General features: G+C 38.3%; 19 protein-coding genes and 1 pseudogene. 13 read left to right on the top strand and 7 right to left on the bottom strand.

The window, feature by feature from the left end; genetic code table 11:
* Positions 1 to 8: 8 nt before the first annotated feature.
* From PVK70_RS11285 to PVK70_RS11260, 6 genes are all read left to right on the top strand, one after another.
* Positions 9 to 1,097 carry a glycosyltransferase gene (locus PVK70_RS11285; protein WP_130047011.1) on the top strand — a complete coding sequence of 363 codons (1,089 nt, stop codon included), beginning with the start codon at positions 9 to 11 and terminating at the stop codon, positions 1,095 to 1,097.
* On the top strand, positions 1,094 to 2,278 hold the full coding sequence (locus tag PVK70_RS11280) for a glycosyltransferase family 2 protein (protein ID WP_130047012.1): 1,185 nt from the start codon (positions 1,094 to 1,096) through the stop codon (positions 2,276 to 2,278). The genes PVK70_RS11285 and PVK70_RS11280 overlap by 4 nt, the downstream gene beginning before the upstream one ends.
* Before the next feature lie 15 nt (positions 2,279 to 2,293).
* Positions 2,294 to 2,938 (top strand): sugar transferase, encoded by a 645-nt coding sequence (locus PVK70_RS11275; protein WP_130047013.1) that lies wholly within the window; start codon positions 2,294 to 2,296, stop codon positions 2,936 to 2,938.
* 144 nt (positions 2,939 to 3,082) lie between these two features.
* Entirely contained in the window at positions 3,083 to 4,975 is a 1,893-nt protein-coding gene (locus tag PVK70_RS11270; RefSeq protein WP_130047014.1) for a sensor domain-containing phosphodiesterase, read from the top strand.
* A gap of 86 nt (positions 4,976 to 5,061) precedes the next feature.
* Positions 5,062 to 5,610 carry a DUF1415 domain-containing protein gene (locus PVK70_RS11265; RefSeq protein ID WP_130047015.1) on the top strand — a complete coding sequence of 183 codons (549 nt, stop codon included), beginning with the start codon at positions 5,062 to 5,064 and terminating at the stop codon, positions 5,608 to 5,610.
* A 41-nt stretch (positions 5,611 to 5,651) separates the two neighbouring features.
* The gene (locus PVK70_RS11260; RefSeq protein WP_012551652.1) at positions 5,652 to 5,879 is read left to right on the top strand and encodes a glutaredoxin family protein; all 228 of its coding nucleotides are present in this window, start codon (positions 5,652 to 5,654) and stop codon (positions 5,877 to 5,879) included.
* Positions 5,880 to 5,956: 77 nt separating this feature from the next.
* On the opposite strand, the gene PVK70_RS11255 is transcribed toward PVK70_RS11260, so the two are convergent.
* The 4 genes from PVK70_RS11255 to PVK70_RS11240 form a co-directional block, all read right to left on the bottom strand.
* Positions 5,957 to 6,394 (bottom strand): cytochrome b562, encoded by a 438-nt coding sequence (locus PVK70_RS11255; RefSeq protein WP_130060000.1) that lies wholly within the window; start codon positions 6,392 to 6,394, stop codon positions 5,957 to 5,959.
* Between the two features lie 97 nt (positions 6,395 to 6,491).
* Positions 6,492 to 6,863 (bottom strand): YgiW/YdeI family stress tolerance OB fold protein, encoded by a 372-nt coding sequence (locus PVK70_RS11250; protein WP_130047017.1) that lies wholly within the window; start codon positions 6,861 to 6,863, stop codon positions 6,492 to 6,494.
* A 353-nt stretch (positions 6,864 to 7,216) separates the two neighbouring features.
* Positions 7,217 to 9,694 carry an ABC transporter permease gene (locus PVK70_RS11245; RefSeq protein ID WP_422836536.1) on the bottom strand — a complete coding sequence of 826 codons (2,478 nt, stop codon included), beginning with the start codon at positions 9,692 to 9,694 and terminating at the stop codon, positions 7,217 to 7,219.
* 1 nt (position 9,695) lies between these two features.
* Positions 9,696 to 10,376, bottom strand: coding sequence for an ABC transporter ATP-binding protein (locus tag PVK70_RS11240; protein ID WP_207215657.1), 681 nt, complete (start codon positions 10,374 to 10,376; stop codon positions 9,696 to 9,698).
* A gap of 171 nt (positions 10,377 to 10,547) precedes the next feature.
* Here PVK70_RS11240 and tesA point away from each other — a divergent pair, with 171 nt between their 5' ends.
* Positions 10,548 to 11,165, top strand: a complete 618-nt coding sequence (tesA, locus tag PVK70_RS11235) for a multifunctional acyl-CoA thioesterase I/protease I/lysophospholipase L1 (protein WP_130047019.1) — start codon at positions 10,548 to 10,550, stop codon at positions 11,163 to 11,165.
* Positions 11,166 to 11,233: 68 nt separating this feature from the next.
* Here tesA and PVK70_RS11230 read toward each other — a convergent pair whose 3' ends face one another.
* On the bottom strand, positions 11,234 to 11,575 hold the full coding sequence (locus PVK70_RS11230; RefSeq protein ID WP_130044846.1) for a DUF413 domain-containing protein: 342 nt from the start codon (positions 11,573 to 11,575) through the stop codon (positions 11,234 to 11,236).
* Between the two features lie 130 nt (positions 11,576 to 11,705).
* On the opposite strand from PVK70_RS11230, the gene hdfR reads away from it, so the two are divergent.
* Together hdfR and PVK70_RS11220 are read left to right on the top strand one after the other, a co-directional pair.
* A complete protein-coding gene (gene hdfR / locus PVK70_RS11225; protein WP_165367172.1) occupies positions 11,706 to 12,566 on the top strand; it encodes an HTH-type transcriptional regulator HdfR in 861 nt (286 codons plus the stop codon).
* A 163-nt stretch (positions 12,567 to 12,729) separates the two neighbouring features.
* Positions 12,730 to 14,079: a magnesium transporter gene (locus tag PVK70_RS11220; RefSeq protein ID WP_130047021.1), complete on the top strand. Its 1,350-nt coding sequence runs from the start codon at positions 12,730 to 12,732 to the stop codon at positions 14,077 to 14,079.
* A gap of 104 nt (positions 14,080 to 14,183) precedes the next feature.
* On the opposite strand, the gene PVK70_RS11215 is transcribed toward PVK70_RS11220, so the two are convergent.
* Positions 14,184 to 14,558 (bottom strand): nuclear transport factor 2 family protein, encoded by a 375-nt coding sequence (locus tag PVK70_RS11215; protein ID WP_130047022.1) that lies wholly within the window; start codon positions 14,556 to 14,558, stop codon positions 14,184 to 14,186.
* 115 nt (positions 14,559 to 14,673) lie between these two features.
* On the opposite strand from PVK70_RS11215, the gene PVK70_RS11210 reads away from it, so the two are divergent.
* On the top strand, positions 14,674 to 15,540 hold the full coding sequence (locus PVK70_RS11210; protein ID WP_130047023.1) for a LysR family transcriptional regulator: 867 nt from the start codon (positions 14,674 to 14,676) through the stop codon (positions 15,538 to 15,540).
* A 139-nt stretch (positions 15,541 to 15,679) separates the two neighbouring features.
* Positions 15,680 to 16,072 carry a 3D domain-containing protein gene (locus tag PVK70_RS11205; RefSeq protein ID WP_130047024.1) on the top strand — a complete coding sequence of 131 codons (393 nt, stop codon included), beginning with the start codon at positions 15,680 to 15,682 and terminating at the stop codon, positions 16,070 to 16,072.
* Between the two features lie 83 nt (positions 16,073 to 16,155).
* Here the strand turns inward: PVK70_RS11205 and PVK70_RS11200 are convergent, their stop codons facing one another.
* Complete coding sequence (locus PVK70_RS11200; RefSeq protein ID WP_130047025.1) at positions 16,156 to 18,018, bottom strand: PhoX family protein; 1,863 nt, start codon at positions 18,016 to 18,018, stop codon at positions 16,156 to 16,158.
* Between the two features lie 297 nt (positions 18,019 to 18,315).
* Here PVK70_RS11200 and PVK70_RS11195 point away from each other — a divergent pair, with 297 nt between their 5' ends.
* The gene (locus tag PVK70_RS11195) at positions 18,316 to 18,789 is read left to right on the top strand and encodes a MarR family winged helix-turn-helix transcriptional regulator (protein ID WP_130044854.1); all 474 of its coding nucleotides are present in this window, start codon (positions 18,316 to 18,318) and stop codon (positions 18,787 to 18,789) included.
* 189 nt (positions 18,790 to 18,978) lie between these two features.
* Positions 18,979 to 19,383 (top strand): annotated as a pseudogene (locus PVK70_RS11190) (ISAs1 family transposase); the annotation flags it as partial.

The raw sequence follows: 19,383 nt of genomic DNA, 5'->3' as shown, positions 1-19,383 counted from the left end.
AGCTTACTATGAAAACAATTATTCATGTTGTTCAGCATCTTTCCCCTGGAGGGCTAGAAACTATGGTGTTAGATATGTTGGCATTTACTAATCCAAATTACCGCATTATGGTAGTGAGCTTAGAAGGTGAACTCCTTAGCACAATTAAACGCTGGCCAAGATTGGTTCAATATCAAGAGCAGATAATCTGTTTAGATAAAGCTCCAGGTATATCAGTAAAAGTAATAAAACAACTCGTCCGTATTTTTACTCGATATAATGTCGATGTAGTCCATTCTCACCATATTGGCCCTATGCTATATTCTGGCTTGGCAGCGAAACTAAGTACTAAAGTTCAACATATTCATACAGAACATGATGCTTGGCATTTAAATGAAAAAAAAGATCGTTACATACAAAAGCTAATTCTCTTTTTGTCGAAACCGACATTGGTCGCTGATGCTGATTTTGTAAAAAAAACCTTAAACACTGTCTTCCAAAGCTACCCTATTTATACGATAAAAAACGGAATTGACCCTTATAAATTCAATATTGGAAATAAAATAGAAGCACGGAAAGCACTAGGTGTATACCTACCAAGTAACGCTATTGTTGTGGGTAATGCTGCTCGCCTAGAATTAATTAAAGGGCAATCAAACCTCATTGAGGCTATGGCTTTTCTTGATAAAAAATATCATTTACTTCTTGCTGGCTCAGGAGGGGAGAAAGAATATTTACACAATTTAGTCATACAGTACAAACTAGAAGACAGAGTTCATTTTCTTGGTCATATAGACCATATGCCAACCTTCTATCAAGCATTAGACCTATTTTGCCTACCTTCAAATAACGAAGGCTTTCCACTGTCAACCTTAGAAGCGCAATCCTGTGGTATTCCTTGTGTGGCCAATAATGTCGGTGGAGTATCTGAAACTCTATGCCCCCAACATAGCCAATTAGTAAACAGTAATTTACCTATAACTTTAACTTGCGCTATCAATGATATAACCAAAAGAGCTTTCCAGGGCAGCCCACGAGAATTTATTCTCAAACATAACAATGCAAAATCTATGGCAAGTGCGTATGAAGCCCTTTACTTTCCAGGAGCGACTATATGAATAACTTTCTTATCATCGTAACCTCTATCAGTATTATTGCTGTTATATATCATCATGCTTTGTATCCAGTATTCTTATATTGGTTTTCAAAAAAGCACCCACAGGACGGTGTAAAAATAACACCAAGAGGGTTTCATCAATCGAATAAAGATCGCATATTGCCAACAATGACTATGATTATTCCTGCTTATAATGAACAAGAATGGATAGCTGATAAAATTAGAAACGTCGCATGTATTGATTACCCATCTAGCAAACTCACCATTATTATTGCTTGTGATGGCTGTACAGATAATACGGTATCCATTGCTCAAAATACGATACAGGAGGCTATTTGTTCGGATGTGCATATCGAAATATTATCATTTGAAAATAACCAAGGAAAAGTGGCATTACTTAACCAATTAATTCCTCAATACAGTAGCGATATTATTGCGCTCAGTGATGTTTCTGCACTACTCTCTTACGACGCACTATTAATTGCAGCAACACACTTTGAAAACCCAAACGTTGGTGTGGTTAACCCAACCTATCATTTACTGGTTCCAAGTTCTGAAGGCGAAAAGAATTATTGGGAATACCAAACCAGAATTAAACAACAAGAGGCGACACTAGGCTCAAGTCTAGGATCACACGGCGCATTTTATCTCTTTAGATCTGAATTATTTGTCACTTTAGATGACGATACGATTAATGATGACTTTATTTTACCAATGAAAATCGTAGAACAAGGTTACCGTGCGATTTACGAACCGAGTATTCGAGCATTAGAACTTGAGCATGTAATGCAAGAAGAAGACTTTGCGCGACGACTAAGAATATCAGCAGGCAATTTTCAACAACTATTGCGTCTATTTCCTTTACTTAGCCCAAAATATAAGGGAACTGCCTTTACCTTTTTCTCAGGCAAAGGGCTTCGATTTACCATGCCCTACTTTATGGTATCAGCCTATATTGGTTCAGTCTTGCTATTATCTAATCCACTATTTTTTATCGCATTTATTGGGCAAACTCTTGGGTATGGTATCGCTCTTATGGGCTTTATATTCCCTCGTATTTTCTCCAATAAATATTGCCAAACCTTAACTTATTTTGTCATTGGCCATACTGCTAATTTGCTTGGCGGTCTTAACTATCTGTTCAATAAACCAAAATCTTCTTGGACTCGTGTACGCAAATAATAAAAGGAGCTGATCATGATGGATTCTTATTACACAGTTAACCAACCGATTATTCGCGCTAAACGCATTTTTGATGTGAGTTTATCGCTGATTGGATTATTACTTACTCTTCCTTTATTTCCTTTTATTGCCTTGGCTATCAAACTCAATTCAAAAGGCCCCGTATTTTACCGCCAATTACGAGTTGGCAAAGCAATGCCAGACCAAGTGGATGTGTTTGAAATGATTAAATTCAGAAGCATGGTCCAGGATGCCGAAGTAGTAACAGGAGCAACATTAGCAACTAAAGGGGACGCAAGAGTAACTCTCGTTGGTAAATTTTTAAGAAAAACACGCTTAGATGAATTACCACAATTCTTTAATGTACTGAATGGTGATATGTCTCTTGTGGGACCAAGACCTGAAAGACCGACATTTTATAATAAACTTGAGCAAGAAATCCCTTATTTTAGTGAACGTACCTATGGCGTTTTACCTGGAATTACAGGGCTTGCCCAAGTAAACCAGGGCTATGATACGTGCATAGAAGATGTACGATCTAAAGTGGGATTTGATCATAGCTATGCACTTTCTCTTAGCTCAATTTCCAGTTGGATAAAATCAGACATGTATATCCTACTAATGACTGTAAAAGTGATGTTTTTTGCTCGTGGTCAATGATGTTAAGTTGGCTGAATAATCACATCAATTAAGAATGACAATAAATGTAAGAGATCACAGTATTAAAAATGAGACCTACAGAGCCTATCGTTAGCTGATAATATGAACACTATATTATTTACTGGTTGCTAGGTACCTTAGACAATGCAGAAGCCTTTAACGTCTTCGATTATTATTCCTGAAAAAATTCAGCAAGATTGGCAAACCATGCTAAATGTTCTTGCTGAACTTGCTCAGGTACCTGTTGCTCTTGTTATGCGTATTCATGAACAGGAAATTGAAGTATTCGCAGCCAATGCGTCGTTAGAGAACCCATATTCAGTCGGTGATAAAGAAGCATTACATCAAAACTTATACTGCAAACATGTTTTGGAACACAGACAAAAACTGATCGTTCCTAATGCACTTAACGACCCTAATTGGGCTAATAACCCTGATTTAGCATTAAATATGATTGCGTATTGCGGTTTGCCGCTTTTTTGGCCTGACAATACCCCTTTTGGCACCATCTGCATCCTTGATAGCAAAGAAAATACATTTGCACCTACGCATCAACATTTATTAGAAACCTATCAAAAATCCATTGAAGCTCAGCTCAATATTTTATTCCAACATACTGAGCTTCTGCATAACCATAAGAAACTGCAACTAGAAATTACAGAGAACAATAAACGCATCAATGAAATAAATAGCCAACTTGCGAATGAAATTGATTGCCGACGAGCGGCTGAGCAAAAAGTTAAATACCATAAAAATCATGATATTGGGACTGGTTTTCTTAATGCTTTCGCTTTATACCGCCATATAGATAAACTCATTAACAGTAATCAAAAATTTGTTTTATTACATATCCACTTTGCTAACAGCAGAACGATACAACAAGAGCATGGGCACTCTACATTTGATCACTTATTGACAGAATATCGTTCTAAATTAACCAAGATAACAGACACCTCAGTCACTGGCCGTTTGGACTCTTCAGACATTCTGTTAATTATCCATGCAGATAAAAAAAAGTTACCGAAACTTTGTCAACATCTGTCCGAAATTGGTAAAGCTTGCTTTTCAAATAATGAGGCTAAAATACATTTACAAAGTTATATCGGTGCGGTTCACTCTAAAGAGAATACGTCTAGAAACGACTTGCTTAAATGTGCCTACAATACGGTTATTGAATGCCAAAGTTTAGGTAAAACATTTACTATTTCAGACCGTTCTTTGCCTATTAAATCAAGTTTATCTGAGCATAAAATTGAAACCTATCTGCTAGAAGCAGTACGTAATAATGATCTCTTTTTGAGCTACCAGCCAAAAGTGTGTCCCTATACAAAACGTTGGGTAGGTAGTGAGGCCTTATTACGTTGGAATCATCCTCAATTAGGGGCCATTTCTAATGAAGTATTAATTCAACTTGCTGAACGAAATGGCCTCATTTATGAGCTCGGTAACTTTGCATTAAGAAACGCGATTCAACAAACTTCAGAATGGGTTTTGCATTCTCCAAATTTAGTAACCGCAGTGAACATTTCTGCCGTTCAACTAAAAGATCCCCATTTTGTACAACACGTTAAACAATTATTAAACCTTTATAAATTACCACCTAAAAACCTTGAATTAGAAGTCACGGAAAGCGGATTAATTGCCGACGAAGCTTTGGCTATTGAGACATTAACTCAACTTCATAATATGGGTGTATCTATCGCACTTGATGATTTTGGGACAGGTTATGCCTCATTTCAATACCTTAAAAAATACCCTTTTGATACACTCAAGATTGACAAGAGTTTCATTGAAAATGTTGAATATTGCGCTAACGATCAAAATATTGTGTGTGCGATGATTAATATTGCTAAAAAACTGAAGCTAAAAGTGGTTGTTGAAGGTATTGAAAATCATAATCAAGAACGATTTGTGACGCTTGAAGGTGTCGACTCAATTCAAGGTTACCTATATTCTAAACCAATCACTGCAGATAAATTTGAGGAAGGTTTATTCAATCAAACCTCAATTGGAACTCCTTATTTTCGATTTATGTAGATAAATTTTAGTCTTTCTAATTACAGAAAATAAATGAATAATCTGTTATTCTTGCTGAAAATAACAAGAGTAGTAATAAGTCAGATATGAGTATTCAAAAAATCGAGCAAGACGTTCAACAATGGTTGGAAGATGTGGTTATCGGCCTTAATCTTTGTCCTTTTGCCGCAAAACCAAACCGTAATAAACAAATCAAAATTTTTGTATCTGAGGCCACAACAGAAGAGGTCTTGCTTGAAGATATTCTGCAAGAACTGATGAACTTAGATTCTAAAACTGCTGAAGAATTAGAAACAACCCTAGTTGCTATCCCTAATATGTTGCAAGATTTTATGGATTATAACTTCTTCTTAGATTGGGTTGATGCGCTTATCAAACAACAAGAATGGGAAGGTATTTACCAAATTGCCACTTTCCACCCTGATTACTGCTTTGGCGGTGCTGAACCTGAAGATGATGAGAATTTAACAAATCGCTCTCCATATCCAGTTCTTCACCTTATTCGTGAAGAGAGCATGGAAAAGGTATTAAAACACTACCCTAACCCTGAAGCTATTCCAGATACAAACATTGCACGAGTAGAAGCGTTAACAGCAGAAGAGCGACGTAAACTCTTCCCATACCTATTTGTGTAAGCTACGCTTCCTATATCACTAGATTTAACTGAGAGATTATAATGAAACGCATTGTTTTATATGTCGCCGACAAATGCCCGCATTGCAAAGATGCGCAGCGTTACCTTGATTCTAAAAAAATTGCATATAGATTGACCAATGCAAAAATGCAACGAGGGCGCAAGGAATTACAAGCTATGGGTGCTCGTTCTATCCCTGTTCTTAAGATTGGTGATCAAGTGATGGTTGGTTGGAATCAGAAGAATTTCGATAAGATGTATAATAGTTAGTCGCTCTATCTCGCAGAATAGTAAATAACAAAAATGGAGCTGATTAGCTCCATTTTTTTACTCACAAGAGTGCTTTTCTACCCAAATATCTTACTCCAAATGCTTGGGTTACGCTTTTTGTGATACTCAACTCGCAGCTCATCAACTTGCTCAAGTGCCGCTTGTGCTTTCTCTAAATCACCCGCATCTAACTCTGTTTTAACTAACGCAACAGAAGCCGATAACTTATTAAACCCTTCTTGGTACATCGCTTGTTTTTCTGGGGTATATTCGCCTTGCTTTAACTGTTTGATCAACGCTTCTAATTTAGAAACGGCTTTAGCCATCTCCTCAATAGAGGTCGCTCGCTCACCTAACTTATACTCTAATCTCATCTCTTTCATGACGGCTTTCATATCAACAGGTGTGCTTACAACCGTTGATTGGTCATCAATCATATTCGTTGGTTCAGTCGTTGTATTGGCAGCAACGCCCGCAGAAAAAGTCAGGGCTAGTGTTAAAAATAAAGTTTTCATAATAATCCTTTAAATAAGCAAGAGAGGCAGTGTAATGTATTGCCTCTCATACTCACAGGACTAATATGTTTCAATACCATAATAGCCCATATTTTTATTAATCAACAGCAATGCTATCTACATAAATAATGTAATTCTGTTCTTTATTTATCTCGCCTTTAAGCGTCACTTTGTCGTTTGGTTTCACTTGTAAGGTTGGCATTTTATCACCATCAATTTTGACATTTAATGTTCCGGTGTCATCTTTAAATACATAGACTTCTTTTCCTAAAGGCTCCACTAAATACCCTGTAAGTAAGATTGGCGTATCATCAAGAACAGTACTGGCATTCAATACTGACTCTACCGTATTTATCCCATCAACAGGTTTTGAAAACTCATCTTGATAATTCGCTGCTTGATCGTTAGCCAATGCAAAAGTTGATGAACAAGATAATATTAGTGTAAATAGAAAATGTCTCTTTTTCATAATTAAATACCTTTAATGTAATTAGACCAATGGAAATTTAAACTACATTAATATTTGTAACTTTATTTTATTATTAACTTAAAAAAAGTTATAAATATATAGTAGGTTTAATAAACATCCATTTAGAGATTACGCCTAGTTTTTAGTTATATCAACCCCTAGATTTATTTTTAATTTATCACAAAAACATTACTGTAACCAATAAATACACAACCATTAACGCCTTAATTAACATGATAGGTGTTACGTATATATTAATTTAAAGATTAACTTAAAAAATCAAACATAATAAAATAATAGATTCAGGCTTTAATATAAATTAAAACCTGAATATGATAGCTTGAAATAAATACTCACTTTAACGGTTTTAGTAACTGTTTTATCACACTGACCAAACTCATAAATACAATCATCATGGCGAGTAATGGCAACACAATCCACATACCTATGTGCAATGTTGGCTCAAGTTTAAAGCCCCATTTCACTAAGCTAAATACGATTGCCTCTGCGCCCATTACCGCAACAAAGCCTGCGGCTAATGCCATGACCCCGTATTCACTCCATAATGTCTGGCTAATACGCTGACGGCTTGCTCCAAGGGTTCGATAAAGGGTAATTTCACGTTGACGCTGATACAGACTTAAACGCAGTAAAGTGAATATCAACAACACGCCACTCACCACGCCTAAACCAGCTAAAACGCTCAATGACCACGTGATTTGAGCAAGCATCGCTTGGATTTTTCCACCCATGGTTCTAAAATCCAACAAACTCACGGTTGGATAATCACGGGCTAATTGATTCAATAGTGTATTTTCGTTGTCATCGACTTTAAAGCTCACTAACCAAGTGGCAGGTAAATCAGCAATCACATCAGGCGTAAAGATAAAATAGAAGTTCGGTTTCATGCTCTGCCAATCCACAACACGAATAGAGTTCACCTCAGCAGAAAAGAGTTGGCTGTTTACCGAAAAACTCAACGTATCGCCAATTTTAATATCTAAATCATTAGCAACGTCTTGCTCAACAGATACTCCATTTTCTTTCGTCCATGTACCTGCTGTGACTTGATTATGAACCGGTAATTCATTACGCCAAGTAAAGTTTATTTCACGACGTAATGCATCTGATCCTTGGCCTTCGCCTTTCATTTTCTCTTTAGTACTTTCACCGTTAATTTCAGTTAAACGCCCACGAATAATTGGATAACCATCCGACCTATCTAGCTTTTCATTATCTAATGCTTGTAAGTATTCTTGTTGCTCATAAGGCGCAATGTTCATCGCAAATACATTCGGTGCATCAGGCGGAAGCGTTTGTTGCCAATCGCCCAATAAATCGGTTCTTACTAGCCAGATCACGGCAACTAACATCAATGAACCCGACAATGCGGCTAATTGCATCATGCTGTTTTTTGGAGAACGTTTAATGCGACTAAGCGCTAAGGTCATCGCTGCCCCCCATTTAAAGCGTCCAAACAGATGCACTAAACCATAGCTAATACCAGCAAGTAAGACAAACAGTACGACTAAACCAACTGATACCATCCAGACTAGGCTGTTATTTCCGTACATAAATAAGAAAGCGACTACTGGCACCGCAATTAGCCATAAGCCTTTTTTAGAAGATGCGGTTATTTGAGATTGAAGTACAGCTATCGCAGGAGTGTCTAATAAGCGCAGTAGTGGGATGCCTAAAGCAGGTAAACCGATAAGCAGCGCAACGACAGAACCAAACGCAAATGGCTGCCAACCGTAACTTGGTAGATCTTCTGGTAAAATTCCCGTAAGAGGGATGCGTAATAGCAACTCTAAACCAAGGCCAATTAATGACCCAGCGACTACACCAGTAAAGAACATTAAACCCACTTGGCTTAATAACCAACGTTTCAGCCACTGCTTGCTTGCGCCCATGCTTTTTAACATTGCTACCGTATTGGCAAGACTGGTCGCATAATGCTGACACGTTAATACCAAGGTGACGGCAGCCATTAATATCACCATCAAGATAGTCAGTGACAAATACTGTTTGGCTTTTTGCATTAGATCAGCGGTTCGACCTTGAGTCTCTTCACTTATCCAACGCTCTCCTGCTTGCAATTCATAATCACTTTGTAGTAACGAGATTGCACTGTCACTGCCTTTAAATAAGCTGCGATATTGAACTCGACTGCCAAGCTGAATAGCGCCTGTTTTATCTAAATCTGCCTGATGAATAAACACACTTGGCATGGTTCTAAATGGATTAAAGGCTAACTCTGGTTCTGATTCAATCACACCGCTTATTGGCAGTTCAGCATCACCAATGGCAATCACATCACCAATATTGAGTTCAAGTAATGATAAAAGGCGATCAGCTATCCACACTTCTCCCGGTTGAACTTGGCTATGGATTTGGTTATCAGCCCCGTTTAATAAGAGTTCACCGCGAAGTGGGTAATTACTCTCTACCGATTTTACACTCACTAACTGCATTCCTGAATCACTGAATGCCATGGTTTGAAAACGCACTTGAGAAGATAACACTAAATTTTGGTCATGCGCTTGTTGCAAAATCAGTTCAGGGATTGGATTAGCTGAACTAAACACCAGATCAGCCGCCATCATGGATCGACCTTGGTCTGTCATGACTTTTTCTACTCGAATCGCCAATGCAGATAAGGCGACAACACAAGCAACGATCAAGGTTAATGCTGCCATTACAGGCCACAGCTGTCCTTGCCAGATCTCACACCAACTCCAACGTAATATCATTTTGTTGCCAGACGCTCGATTTTTCCCCGAAGACTTTCTATTTCGAGAAGAGCTTGGCGCTAATGATTTTTCCTTCATTTCACTTCACCTCTTCGTGGATCTGTCCTGCATTGATGGTAAGTGTTCGCTCACATCGCTCTGCCAATTTGGGATCATGAGTGATAAGAACCAATGTGGTGCCATGTTTTTGGTTCATCTCAAATAAGAGTTCAATAATATGTTCCGCAGTGGATTGATCTAAGTTACCTGTTGGTTCATCTGCAAAAAGAATACGAGGCTGAGTCATGAACGCTCTCGCTAGTGCCACACGTTGTTGCTCTCCGCCTGAAAGTTGAGATGGCAAATGCGTTTCTCGTCCAGAAAGTCCAACAGAAGCAAGTAACTGTTTTGCTTTGTTAATGTCCTCGCCTTCACCACGCAAAATTGCGGGTAAGGTGACATTTTCAAGAGCAGTTAAAGAAGGGATAAGTAAGAAACTTTGGAAAACAAAACCAATCGATTCACTGCGAATTTGAGCGCGGGCCTCATCATCCAATTGAGATAAACTTTGTCCTAGTAACTCAATATCACCAGAGCTCGGAACATCTAGCCCTGCAAGCAAAGTCATTAAGGTTGATTTTCCGGCACCAGATGTACCAACAATCGCCACACTTTGACCTGACTGAACGTCAAAAGAGATATTTTTTAAAATGATGAGTTCTGCATCATTTGAAATCACTGATTTTCCTACTGAACTCACTTTTATGGCTGTGGTCATTATCCTTTCCTTTTGAAGTTGGTCTTACTATCTAAGTTCTTATGCTATTACGCGTATTGTATACCCAATAGACTCGCGATCATCAATTTCCTTTACACTTCTTTAACTAATCCTTATACGTCAAAATCGTGAACTCTGTTATTCTATTGTGACTCGATTAATTAAAGGTTGAACATGCGTAAAATCCTCACTCTTTTCATTGCTCTAATGAGCAGTCAATTATTTATTGTTAAGCAAGCCTATAGCGAAACCTTACTTATCCTTGGTGATAGCTTGAGTGCTGGCTATAACATGCCAATTGAGCAAAGTTGGCCTTCACTGCTGCCTCTACAACTAGAAAAACTAGGTAAAATAACCAAGGTTGTTAATGGCAGTATTTCAGGTGATACAACAGGAAATGGGTTAGATCGATTACCTACCCTTCTGAAGCAGCATCAGCCTAGCTACGTCCTAATCGAATTGGGCGCTAATGATGGCTTGAGAGGTTTTCCACCACAAAGAATTAACGCGAATTTAGAGAGTATGTTTACTCAAATTAACGCAGCCAATGCAAAACCGTTACTCATGCAAATTCAAGTGCCACCTAACTATGGAAAACGCTATAGCCAAGCATTTGGATCACTATATCCCGCATTAAGTGAGAAACATGACATTCCTCTTCTGCCGTTTTTCTTAGAAGAAGTGATCATAAAACCAGAATGGATGATGAAGGATGGGCTGCATCCAAAACCTGAAGCACAACCATGGATTGCAACGTTTATGGCGAAAGAGTTATTGCCTTACTTGAAATAGGATAAATTCAGTTACAAAAAAACCGGATACAACATATCCGGTTTTTTTATTGGGCTTTGAAGCGTTACTTAATCAAGATCATCTGATGGTGAATCATCAGAACTATCATCAGAATTATCTCCTGACGAACGCTGTGTACCACATAATGTATAGAATTTCGGTTTAAAGTTAATCTTGTTTTGATACTTTAACCAACACTGAGCAAATTCAGAGATCTCCGTAGGTTGATCCTTTACCTGTTCAACAAAGCGGTGCTCAGCGTCTGATTCAGGCGTAAACACACCGTTTAGCAAAGATTGCATGGTTCGACCATACGTTTCTAGAATCGTTGCTTCACGGATTGTAAAACCACTACGGCTAAAACCTCTCTTGAAGTTTTTATCATCATAAAATTTCGCTGTTATTCTCATTGATGCTTCTTCGTGACCACAAAAAACGTATATGTAAATCAGAGTGAGGCTCTTGTAAAACAAAAAATATTAGCGCTTTCAATTAAAATATTTTATTGTGGCCAATACCACCATCAAAGAGATGAAAACATTGGATACTGATCTGCTTAAAACCTTCTTAGAAGTCACAAAAACGCGTCATTTTGGACGTGCTGCAGAGCATTTATTTCTTACACAATCTGCCGTGAGCTTCCGTGTGCGTCAGTTAGAATCACAGCTAGGGAATCCTTTATTTACTCGCCAGCGCCATAATGTTCAATTAACGGCTGCGGGTGAGCGCCTTCTTCCTTATGCTGAAGCCATTTTACAAACATGGGGCCGAGCAAAGCAGGATGTTGCATTAACCGAAGAATATAACTCTCAGATCACTATTGGAGCAAGTGCGCTCATTTGGGAATTTGATGGCATTTCTGATTGGATAAACGGTATTTACGATGCCGTTCAAGGATTGGCTCTTCGATTAGAATCCATACCTCGACAAGAACTTGCTAAATCATTACTTGATAAAAGTGTCGATCTTTTTATTACCAGTGAACCACCAAAAATTGATGGTATCCGTGTATGTAAAATTCGTGATTATCAATTGCAATTAGTCTCCAATCAAATCGATTGTACTATTAGCAGTATTCAGCCTCTTCCTTTAGTTTATTTAGATTGGGGAGCACGTTTTTCTATTCAACACAGTAAAATAAATGAATTGCAGAAAACACCTATTCTGCACACTCATTCATCAAGAATGGCACTAGATTATTTAATAGCCCACCCAAGCGTTGGCTATTTACCTGCACCTGTGATTAATCAAAGTGTTGAAAATGGTGAGCTTTATGTGGTTGAAAACGCACCAATTATGGAGCAAGCCCTATATTTAGTGTGGCAAGAAAAAAGCGACAAAGCCGATCTTATTGAACAAATCACGGCAATTAACCCTAATATGATAACGAAAAGCGTCTAATTTCTCGCTATAAAATACAACAACACAATTAGGGGCTCTAAGGAGTCCTTAATTTTATCAGCCATTCAGATAAATCATTGTATTAAAGGGTTTAATAAAATAAATCTAATTACTATAATCATATATCCTTTTGAAAACAGGCTTCCATCTATGGAGTACGACATTGAACGAACATCAAGATTTATCATTCCAACTCGAAACGCTATTCAATGCCGACGACCAACAGCAACAAATAAGCTTACTGGGTGAATTTGTAGAAAATGGGTTAGATACGGGTTCTATTGCGCGTATTTTAGAATCTTTCCCCGTTGATGACCGTGTGCAATTATGGCGACACTTGCCATTAGAAATGCACATTGAAGTATTAACTGAAATGCGTGCTGATGCTCGTGTGGCAATTCTAGAAGAACTGTCAGAGGCAGAGTTAAACTTCACCTTAGCTAAACTGGATAACTTATCGTTAATTGAGTGGGCGGAGTCTCTGCCTGATGAAATATTCAGCCTTGCTTTACAACTTATCAGCCGTGATGAACTCGATTTATATGATGATGCAAAACAGTATGAAGATGACGAAGTGGGTCACTGGGCTGACCGAAAAATTGCAACATTACCTTTTAATGTCAGTGTTGGGCGAGCTAAAAAGCTATTAAAAACTAATTTATTTCAATCGCATCAATATATGCACTTGATTAACCGAGCGCATAAATTTCACGGTATTGTGCAATACACAGATATTTTGACTGCTGATGATTCAGTTAAAATCAACACATTGAAATTAGAAGATTGCTTAGTGCTTAATGTGCACCAACCTCTCAATGAAAGTATTGAAGCCGTTGAGCACTCAGCCGTACCCAGTGTGGCGATTATCGACGACGATAATGTCTTAATTGGGCAACTTGATTGGCAATTTGCGATTAATACTCAACGTGAAATTTACGAAACTCGCTTAATGGCCGGTACCGGTATGGATGAAGGGGACGATCTTTTCTCTCCTATCATTAAAAGCTCAAAAAAGCGTGGCGTGTGGCTTGGTATTAACTTACTAACCGCTATCTTAGCCTCTGTAACGATTGGCTTATTTGAAGATGTGATCACGCAAGTGGTTGCGCTTGCCGTATTAATGCCGATTGTGGCTTCTATGGGTGGTATTGCTGGTAGCCAAACATTAACCTTAATGGTTCGTGCGATGGCTCTCAATCAAATCACCCCTGGTAACCGCTTTGCGTTATTAAAAAATGAATTAGGGATTGGTTCAATCAATGGTTTGTTATGGTCATTAATCATCGGCGGTCTTGCTGGTGCATGGTTCCAATCGTTCACGTTAGGTGCCACTATTTCACTGGCTATTATCGTTAATATCATCACCGCAGCTCTGTTTGGGGTTCTTATTCCTATCACCTTAGATAAGTTTAAGTTAGATCCTGCACTTGCTGGCTCTGTAATTTTAACAACAGTGACTGATGTTGTTGGTTTCTTCGCTTTCTTAGGAACAGCAAGTTTAGTAATGATGTAAATGCGAGATCGTAACAATAACCCCAATAAATAAACACTGAATCATCCCTTTGGTTCAGTGTTTTGTTTTAAAACCTTTCAAAAATAAAATCTAAAAAATGCTTTCTAACGCTCGCCTTGTACTTCAAAGTCATCAGAAATCAAACGTGCTTTACCATCGTCTTGAATTGTCCAATGTTCACGATGTACAACACCAAATGCTTTGTTCATCGTCCAATTCGCCGTTAATAGGTAACCATCTTCACCGATTGGCTCCCATTTAACTTCGGTATAATCAACATCAGCAAAACCTTGATCCATAATGTTTTGCCAAAATGCTTGGATCTCTTCGCGGCCTGTAAATGTACCAAATGGACGAGCTTCCATCACCGTACTTTCAGCGTATTGTATTGCACACCCTGCTGCATCTTGAGAGTTAAAAGCCTGTTGCCATGCTGAAATGCCAGCTTTGCATGCTGCTAAAATTTGTTCTTGAGCCATGATTGTTTCTCCTAATGTTTGTATAAAATGAACTATACGTGCATTATTAAAACCGAAAAACAAACCAATAAGAAATCACTGTTTAATAAAATAGAACAATAGGATTTAAAAGAGCATGAATAAACTTAAACAGATGACCCTTTTTATGACGATTGTTGAAACAGGATCAATCACTAAAGCGGCTGAGAAATTGGAACTATCTAAGTCTGTGATTAGCCAACACTTAAAGCAACTAGAGCATGAACTTGCTATTCCATTGCTCAAACGTACGACAAGAAAACAATCGCTCACCGCCTCTGGAGAGCATTTCTATCTACAATGCTGTGAGATGCACAAATTAGCAGAAAAGGCATGGAGTGATATCTTACATCAGCAAGAATCGCCTCAAGGGAAATTGTCTGTCACCGCTCCGCACGCCTTAATGAGTAGCATTGTCATACCTGCTCTTAGCTCCGTATTTAACACGCACAAAGAAGTTGGACTAAACTTAATCGCGCATGATGGACAGCTTGATTTGATGCAAGAAGAAATCGACCTAGCTATCCGTGTTGGTGAATCAAAATTAAGTAACCTAAAGCAGAAACGCATTGGAACCATACAAGACGTATTATGTATTGCCAAAGGCTATCCAGAGTTTGCTATTGATAGCATTGAGGCCTTGCCTTATGTTGCAAATCACTGGCAATCAAAACAAATTTCGCATCAGCTAATAAATACGACCACAAAAAATACCCGAGTTATAAACTTTATCGCTGCGCATCAAGTCAACACGGTTCAAAATAGTTTAGCTTTAATAAAAAATGGATTCGGAATTGGGCTTCTTCCTGAGTTTATCTATTTGCAACATCAAGATGAGTTAAAAGAAGTATTACCCACTTTTGAAATGAAAGCGTCGAATGTCTATGCGCTTCATCCCTTTCATGGGCAAATTCCAATTAGTGTAAGAATGGCAATTGATGCCATTGAAAGTGCATTAGCCTAGTTATCTACCTGCTACACTTCGTTTTATTCATTGAATTATGAATTGTCTCAATATTTAGCAAAGCACCAACCAAAGAAAAAGGTATTATGTACGGATACATTTATCACGCATTAACCCTTTATATTCAAAGGAAAAAATTATGAAATTTCGTTTTTATCTTCTTGCAGCACTCACTATGACATCACTTTTTGGCTGTGGAGGAGGTGAACAATCTCTAAAAGTAACCGCAAGTGCATACACATCAAGTGTTGGTGAAACCGATGACACCCCAAATCTTGCTGCTTGGGGTGATACCCTTAAACCAGGAATGAAATCCATTGCCGTATCAAGAGATCTTATCGATATGGGGCTTACGCATAACCAAGAAGTAAGAATCGAAGGACTTGAGGGCACATACCAAGTGCTAGATAAGATGAATAAGCGCTGGAAAAAGAAGATTGATATTTACATGGGTGAAGATGTTGAGAAAGCAAGACAGTGGGGTAAAAAAGAAGTCGTTATCCATTGGACTGTAGAAGAAGAAAATAAGTAGACACTTAATAACTATCACTTCAACACTTTCAATTAAAGTGGCCTCATTATGAAGCCACTTTTTTATATCTAAATATAGCGATCCTAACTGCCGATCACTCCACCATTATCTTTAGTTACCATCACAATGGTTGAACGAGGTTTGTTATTCCCCCCTTGTGGAAAATGCCCCGATGGATGCTGCACACCAACAAACATGGTTTTTTGATCTTCAGAAAAAGTAAGTCCGGTAATTTCACAGCCAATCGGCCCAGTTAAGAAACGACGCACTTCTCCAGTCTTAGGATCACCACATAACATTTGATTATTACCTTGCCCTGCAAAGTCCCCTTTGTTTGAGTAATTGCCATCAGTTTGAATCCATAGGCGTCCTGCTTTATCAAAACCAATACCATCAGGGCTATTAAACATATTGTCCTTATTGATGTTGTCACTACCAGCGTACAAATTGCCTTTATGAACCGTTGGATTGCCTGCTATTAGGTACAAATCCCATTGGAATGTATCACTAACATGATCGCCATTTGTAGGCTCCCAACGCACGATTTGACCGTAATGGTTTTCAGCTCGTGGGTTAACGCCATCGATATCTTGCCCTTCTTTAACACCACGATATTTATTATTAGTTAGTGTACAAAATACGTGTTTTTTATCAGGATGAATGGCAACCCATTCAGGTCTGTCCATTGTGGTCGCACCTACTTGTGTTGCTGCACGACGAGTAAAAATCATCACTTCAGCTTGACTATTAAACCCATTTTCTTTGGTTAATCCATTTTTACCATAAGTGAGTTCTAGCCACTGGCCATCACCTTCTAACTTATCGTCTTTCATTGCAAATTTAGCAACGTACAAGGTGCCTTCTTCAAGAAGGTTACGATTGGCTGCGTTATTACCTTCTCGGTATTTATCTTTTGATACGAACTTATACAAATGCTCGCCACGTTCATCATCACCAAGATACACCACGACATGGCCATCATCGTTTACGACTAACGCGGCATTTTCATGTTTAAATCGACCTAGCGCAGTTCGTTTTAATGGGGTTGAGGTTGGATCATTCGGATCAATTTCAACCACCCAACCAAAACGATTTGGTTCATTTGGGTTTTTAGCAACATCAAAACGATCATCAAAGTTATGCCATTGATATTTACTTTGCTTGGCTTTTACACCGTATCGTTTGTCATCAGGGGTTAATTCTACCGCTTTCTCTGAACCAAAGAATGAATTAAAGTTTTCTTCACAAGTTAAATAGGTGCCCCAAGGCGTTTCACCATTTGCGCAGTTATTAAAAGTACCCAATACTTTTTTACCTGTTGGATCCGCTTTGGTTTTCAATAAATCATGACCTGCGGCAGGACCTGTCACTTCCATTTCCGTATTTGCGGTAATACGACGGTTGACTTTACCTGTTGGATCCATCGTCCATTGACCGTTCTTTCTTACGATTTCAACAATGGTAATCCCTACCGCAGCTTGTGCTTTGGCAACATCATCTGCCGTCATCGCTTTGCCTTGATGCGCGAACAAGTACTCATAATTGGTGTATTCATTATTGACTGCAAGAATGGCGCGATCTTTTGATAAAGGGAATATACTCATACCATCGGTATTATCACCAAATTGCTGTGCTTGTGCTTTCGAGTCTTGCTTACCGTTAGGGTTAAATTGAGGAGCGTTAGCAAAGATTGGATCGCCCCACGACATCAAAGTACTTGAGCTATAACCTTTAGGAAGAATAATGGAATCACTGGTAGATGTTGGAATAGCCTCAAAATTTAATAACGAACTATCCATACTACCAGCAATGGCTTTTGCTACTGGGTTTAACGCTAAAAAAGCGCCAGCACCTGCCGCTGCTGTTCCCATTAAAAAACCTCGACGAGATAAACGTGCACTCACCATATTGCTAAAATCTGATTCTTTCTCTACAAAATTGCTCATCCTACTTCCCTTTTGAAATTGTTATTTTTATAGCTACGTTTTATATAATCAGAAGTAGCGTAAAGGGGTTTTATGACAAAATTATTGAAGGGGTATGACGGTTTTATTGCGTGTCTAAAACAAAGAAGAATGGGCGAATGAGTCATAATCTCTTTCATAGCTCAATTTAGAAAAATTTTTAACGTTAACAACCTATCCTTTAGATAAAAGATTGAGAATAGTGCCAACATCAGTACAATGCCAAAATCAACAACGTTGTAAACCATTCAATTTTGCATTTATACAAAGGCCTGTTACGTGGATAAACATGAAGAAGTTTTAGTCGCTATTCGTCAGATAATTCGAGCTATCGATTTACAATCGAAAAAATTGAATAAAGAATATGGATTAACGGGTCCTCAACTCATTTTAATGCGTGCGATTCAAAGTATGCATAACGTAACGATCAAAGAGCTATCAAATCATACCAATGTAAGCCAAGCTACCACGACTACTATCATTGACCGATTAGAGCATAATGGGTACGTTCAGCGCATTAGAAGTGAATCTGATCGCCGTAAGGTTCATGCACATTTAACAGAGAGAGGGGAAGAACTCCTCAATAATGCCCCCCTTTCTTTGCAAGATAACTTTGTCAACAAATTCCATAAATTAGAATCATGGGAACAAAGCTTGCTGTTATCTTCAATGCAGCGTGTATCTTCTATGATGAATGCGGAAGACATTGATGCCGCGCCTGTTTTACAACTCGAAAGCATTGCAAAGATTTAAACCTTTTTATATTGCCTATTTCAAATAAAAGCCTCTAACCATTAGAGGCTTGTTCTATTACCGGGGTGAGATCGTGAACGTTTTTTAGTCAATTTAAAGATCGATTTGACGATCACATTTAGTTGTGACCATATACTCCCTTTTTAGGGAGGGCATCATGACTGGTTTAAACGCAATAGATTGTTTTTAAATGAAATTACGGCAATATCAGAATTGATAAAGATGCTCGACATAAAGGGAGCATTGATAACTATCGATGCAATGGCATGTCAAACCAAGATAGCAAAAGTCATTACTGACAAAGGCGGAGACTACTTACTTGCAGTAAAAAGTAACCAAGGAAAACTTCGTAAAGCAATAGAAAAAGCATTTTCAAAAGAGCGAGCAAACATGGCAGATTCTGTTGTTTTTGAAGAAAGTCATGGACGCATCGAATCACGTCAATGTTATGTATTAGGGAGTAACAAGCTTGAGGGTGACTTCAGTCGTTGGGTTAGCCTAAAAAGCATAGTAATGATTGAAAACTTTCGTTTTGAGAAAGGAAAGAAGCTAGATTTAGAGTACCGTTACTACATTAGCTCAAAGGAGCTGAGT

The sequence above is a fragment of the Aliivibrio sp. A6 genome (assembly GCF_028765505.1).
GTDB lineage: Bacteria > Pseudomonadota > Gammaproteobacteria > Enterobacterales > Vibrionaceae > Aliivibrio > Aliivibrio finisterrensis_A.
This window is presented reverse-complemented; position numbering and strand designations above follow the sequence as displayed.

Excerpts from the sequence above, each read along its gene's own strand:
- PVK70_RS11215 (WP_130047022.1), bottom strand. The coding sequence starts at position 14,558 with ATGGCTCAAGAACAAATTTTAGCAGCATGCAAAGCTGGCATTTCAGCA.
- PVK70_RS11205 (WP_130047024.1), top strand. The coding sequence starts at position 15,680 with ATGAAATTTCGTTTTTATCTTCTTGCAGCACTCACTATGACATCACTT.
- PVK70_RS11255 (WP_130060000.1), bottom strand. The coding sequence starts at position 6,394 with ATGAAAACTTTATTTTTAACACTAGCCCTGACTTTTTCTGCGGGCGTT.
- PVK70_RS11265 (WP_130047015.1), top strand. The coding sequence starts at position 5,062 with ATGAGTATTCAAAAAATCGAGCAAGACGTTCAACAATGGTTGGAAGAT.
- PVK70_RS11245 (WP_422836536.1), bottom strand. The coding sequence starts at position 9,694 with ATGAAGGAAAAATCATTAGCGCCAAGCTCTTCTCGAAATAGAAAGTCT.
- PVK70_RS11250 (WP_130047017.1), bottom strand. The coding sequence starts at position 6,863 with ATGAAAAAGAGACATTTTCTATTTACACTAATATTATCTTGTTCATCA.
- tesA (WP_130047019.1), top strand. The coding sequence starts at position 10,548 with ATGCGTAAAATCCTCACTCTTTTCATTGCTCTAATGAGCAGTCAATTA.
- PVK70_RS11260 (WP_012551652.1), top strand. The coding sequence starts at position 5,652 with ATGAAACGCATTGTTTTATATGTCGCCGACAAATGCCCGCATTGCAAA.
- PVK70_RS11280 (WP_130047012.1), top strand. The coding sequence starts at position 1,094 with ATGAATAACTTTCTTATCATCGTAACCTCTATCAGTATTATTGCTGTT.
- PVK70_RS11270 (WP_130047014.1), top strand. The coding sequence starts at position 3,083 with ATGCAGAAGCCTTTAACGTCTTCGATTATTATTCCTGAAAAAATTCAG.
- PVK70_RS11275 (WP_130047013.1), top strand. The coding sequence starts at position 2,294 with ATGATGGATTCTTATTACACAGTTAACCAACCGATTATTCGCGCTAAA.
- PVK70_RS11230 (WP_130044846.1), bottom strand. The coding sequence starts at position 11,575 with ATGAGAATAACAGCGAAATTTTATGATGATAAAAACTTCAAGAGAGGT.
- PVK70_RS11200 (WP_130047025.1), bottom strand. The coding sequence starts at position 18,018 with ATGAGCAATTTTGTAGAGAAAGAATCAGATTTTAGCAATATGGTGAGT.
- PVK70_RS11285 (WP_130047011.1), top strand. The coding sequence starts at position 9 with ATGAAAACAATTATTCATGTTGTTCAGCATCTTTCCCCTGGAGGGCTA.
- PVK70_RS11210 (WP_130047023.1), top strand. The coding sequence starts at position 14,674 with ATGAATAAACTTAAACAGATGACCCTTTTTATGACGATTGTTGAAACA.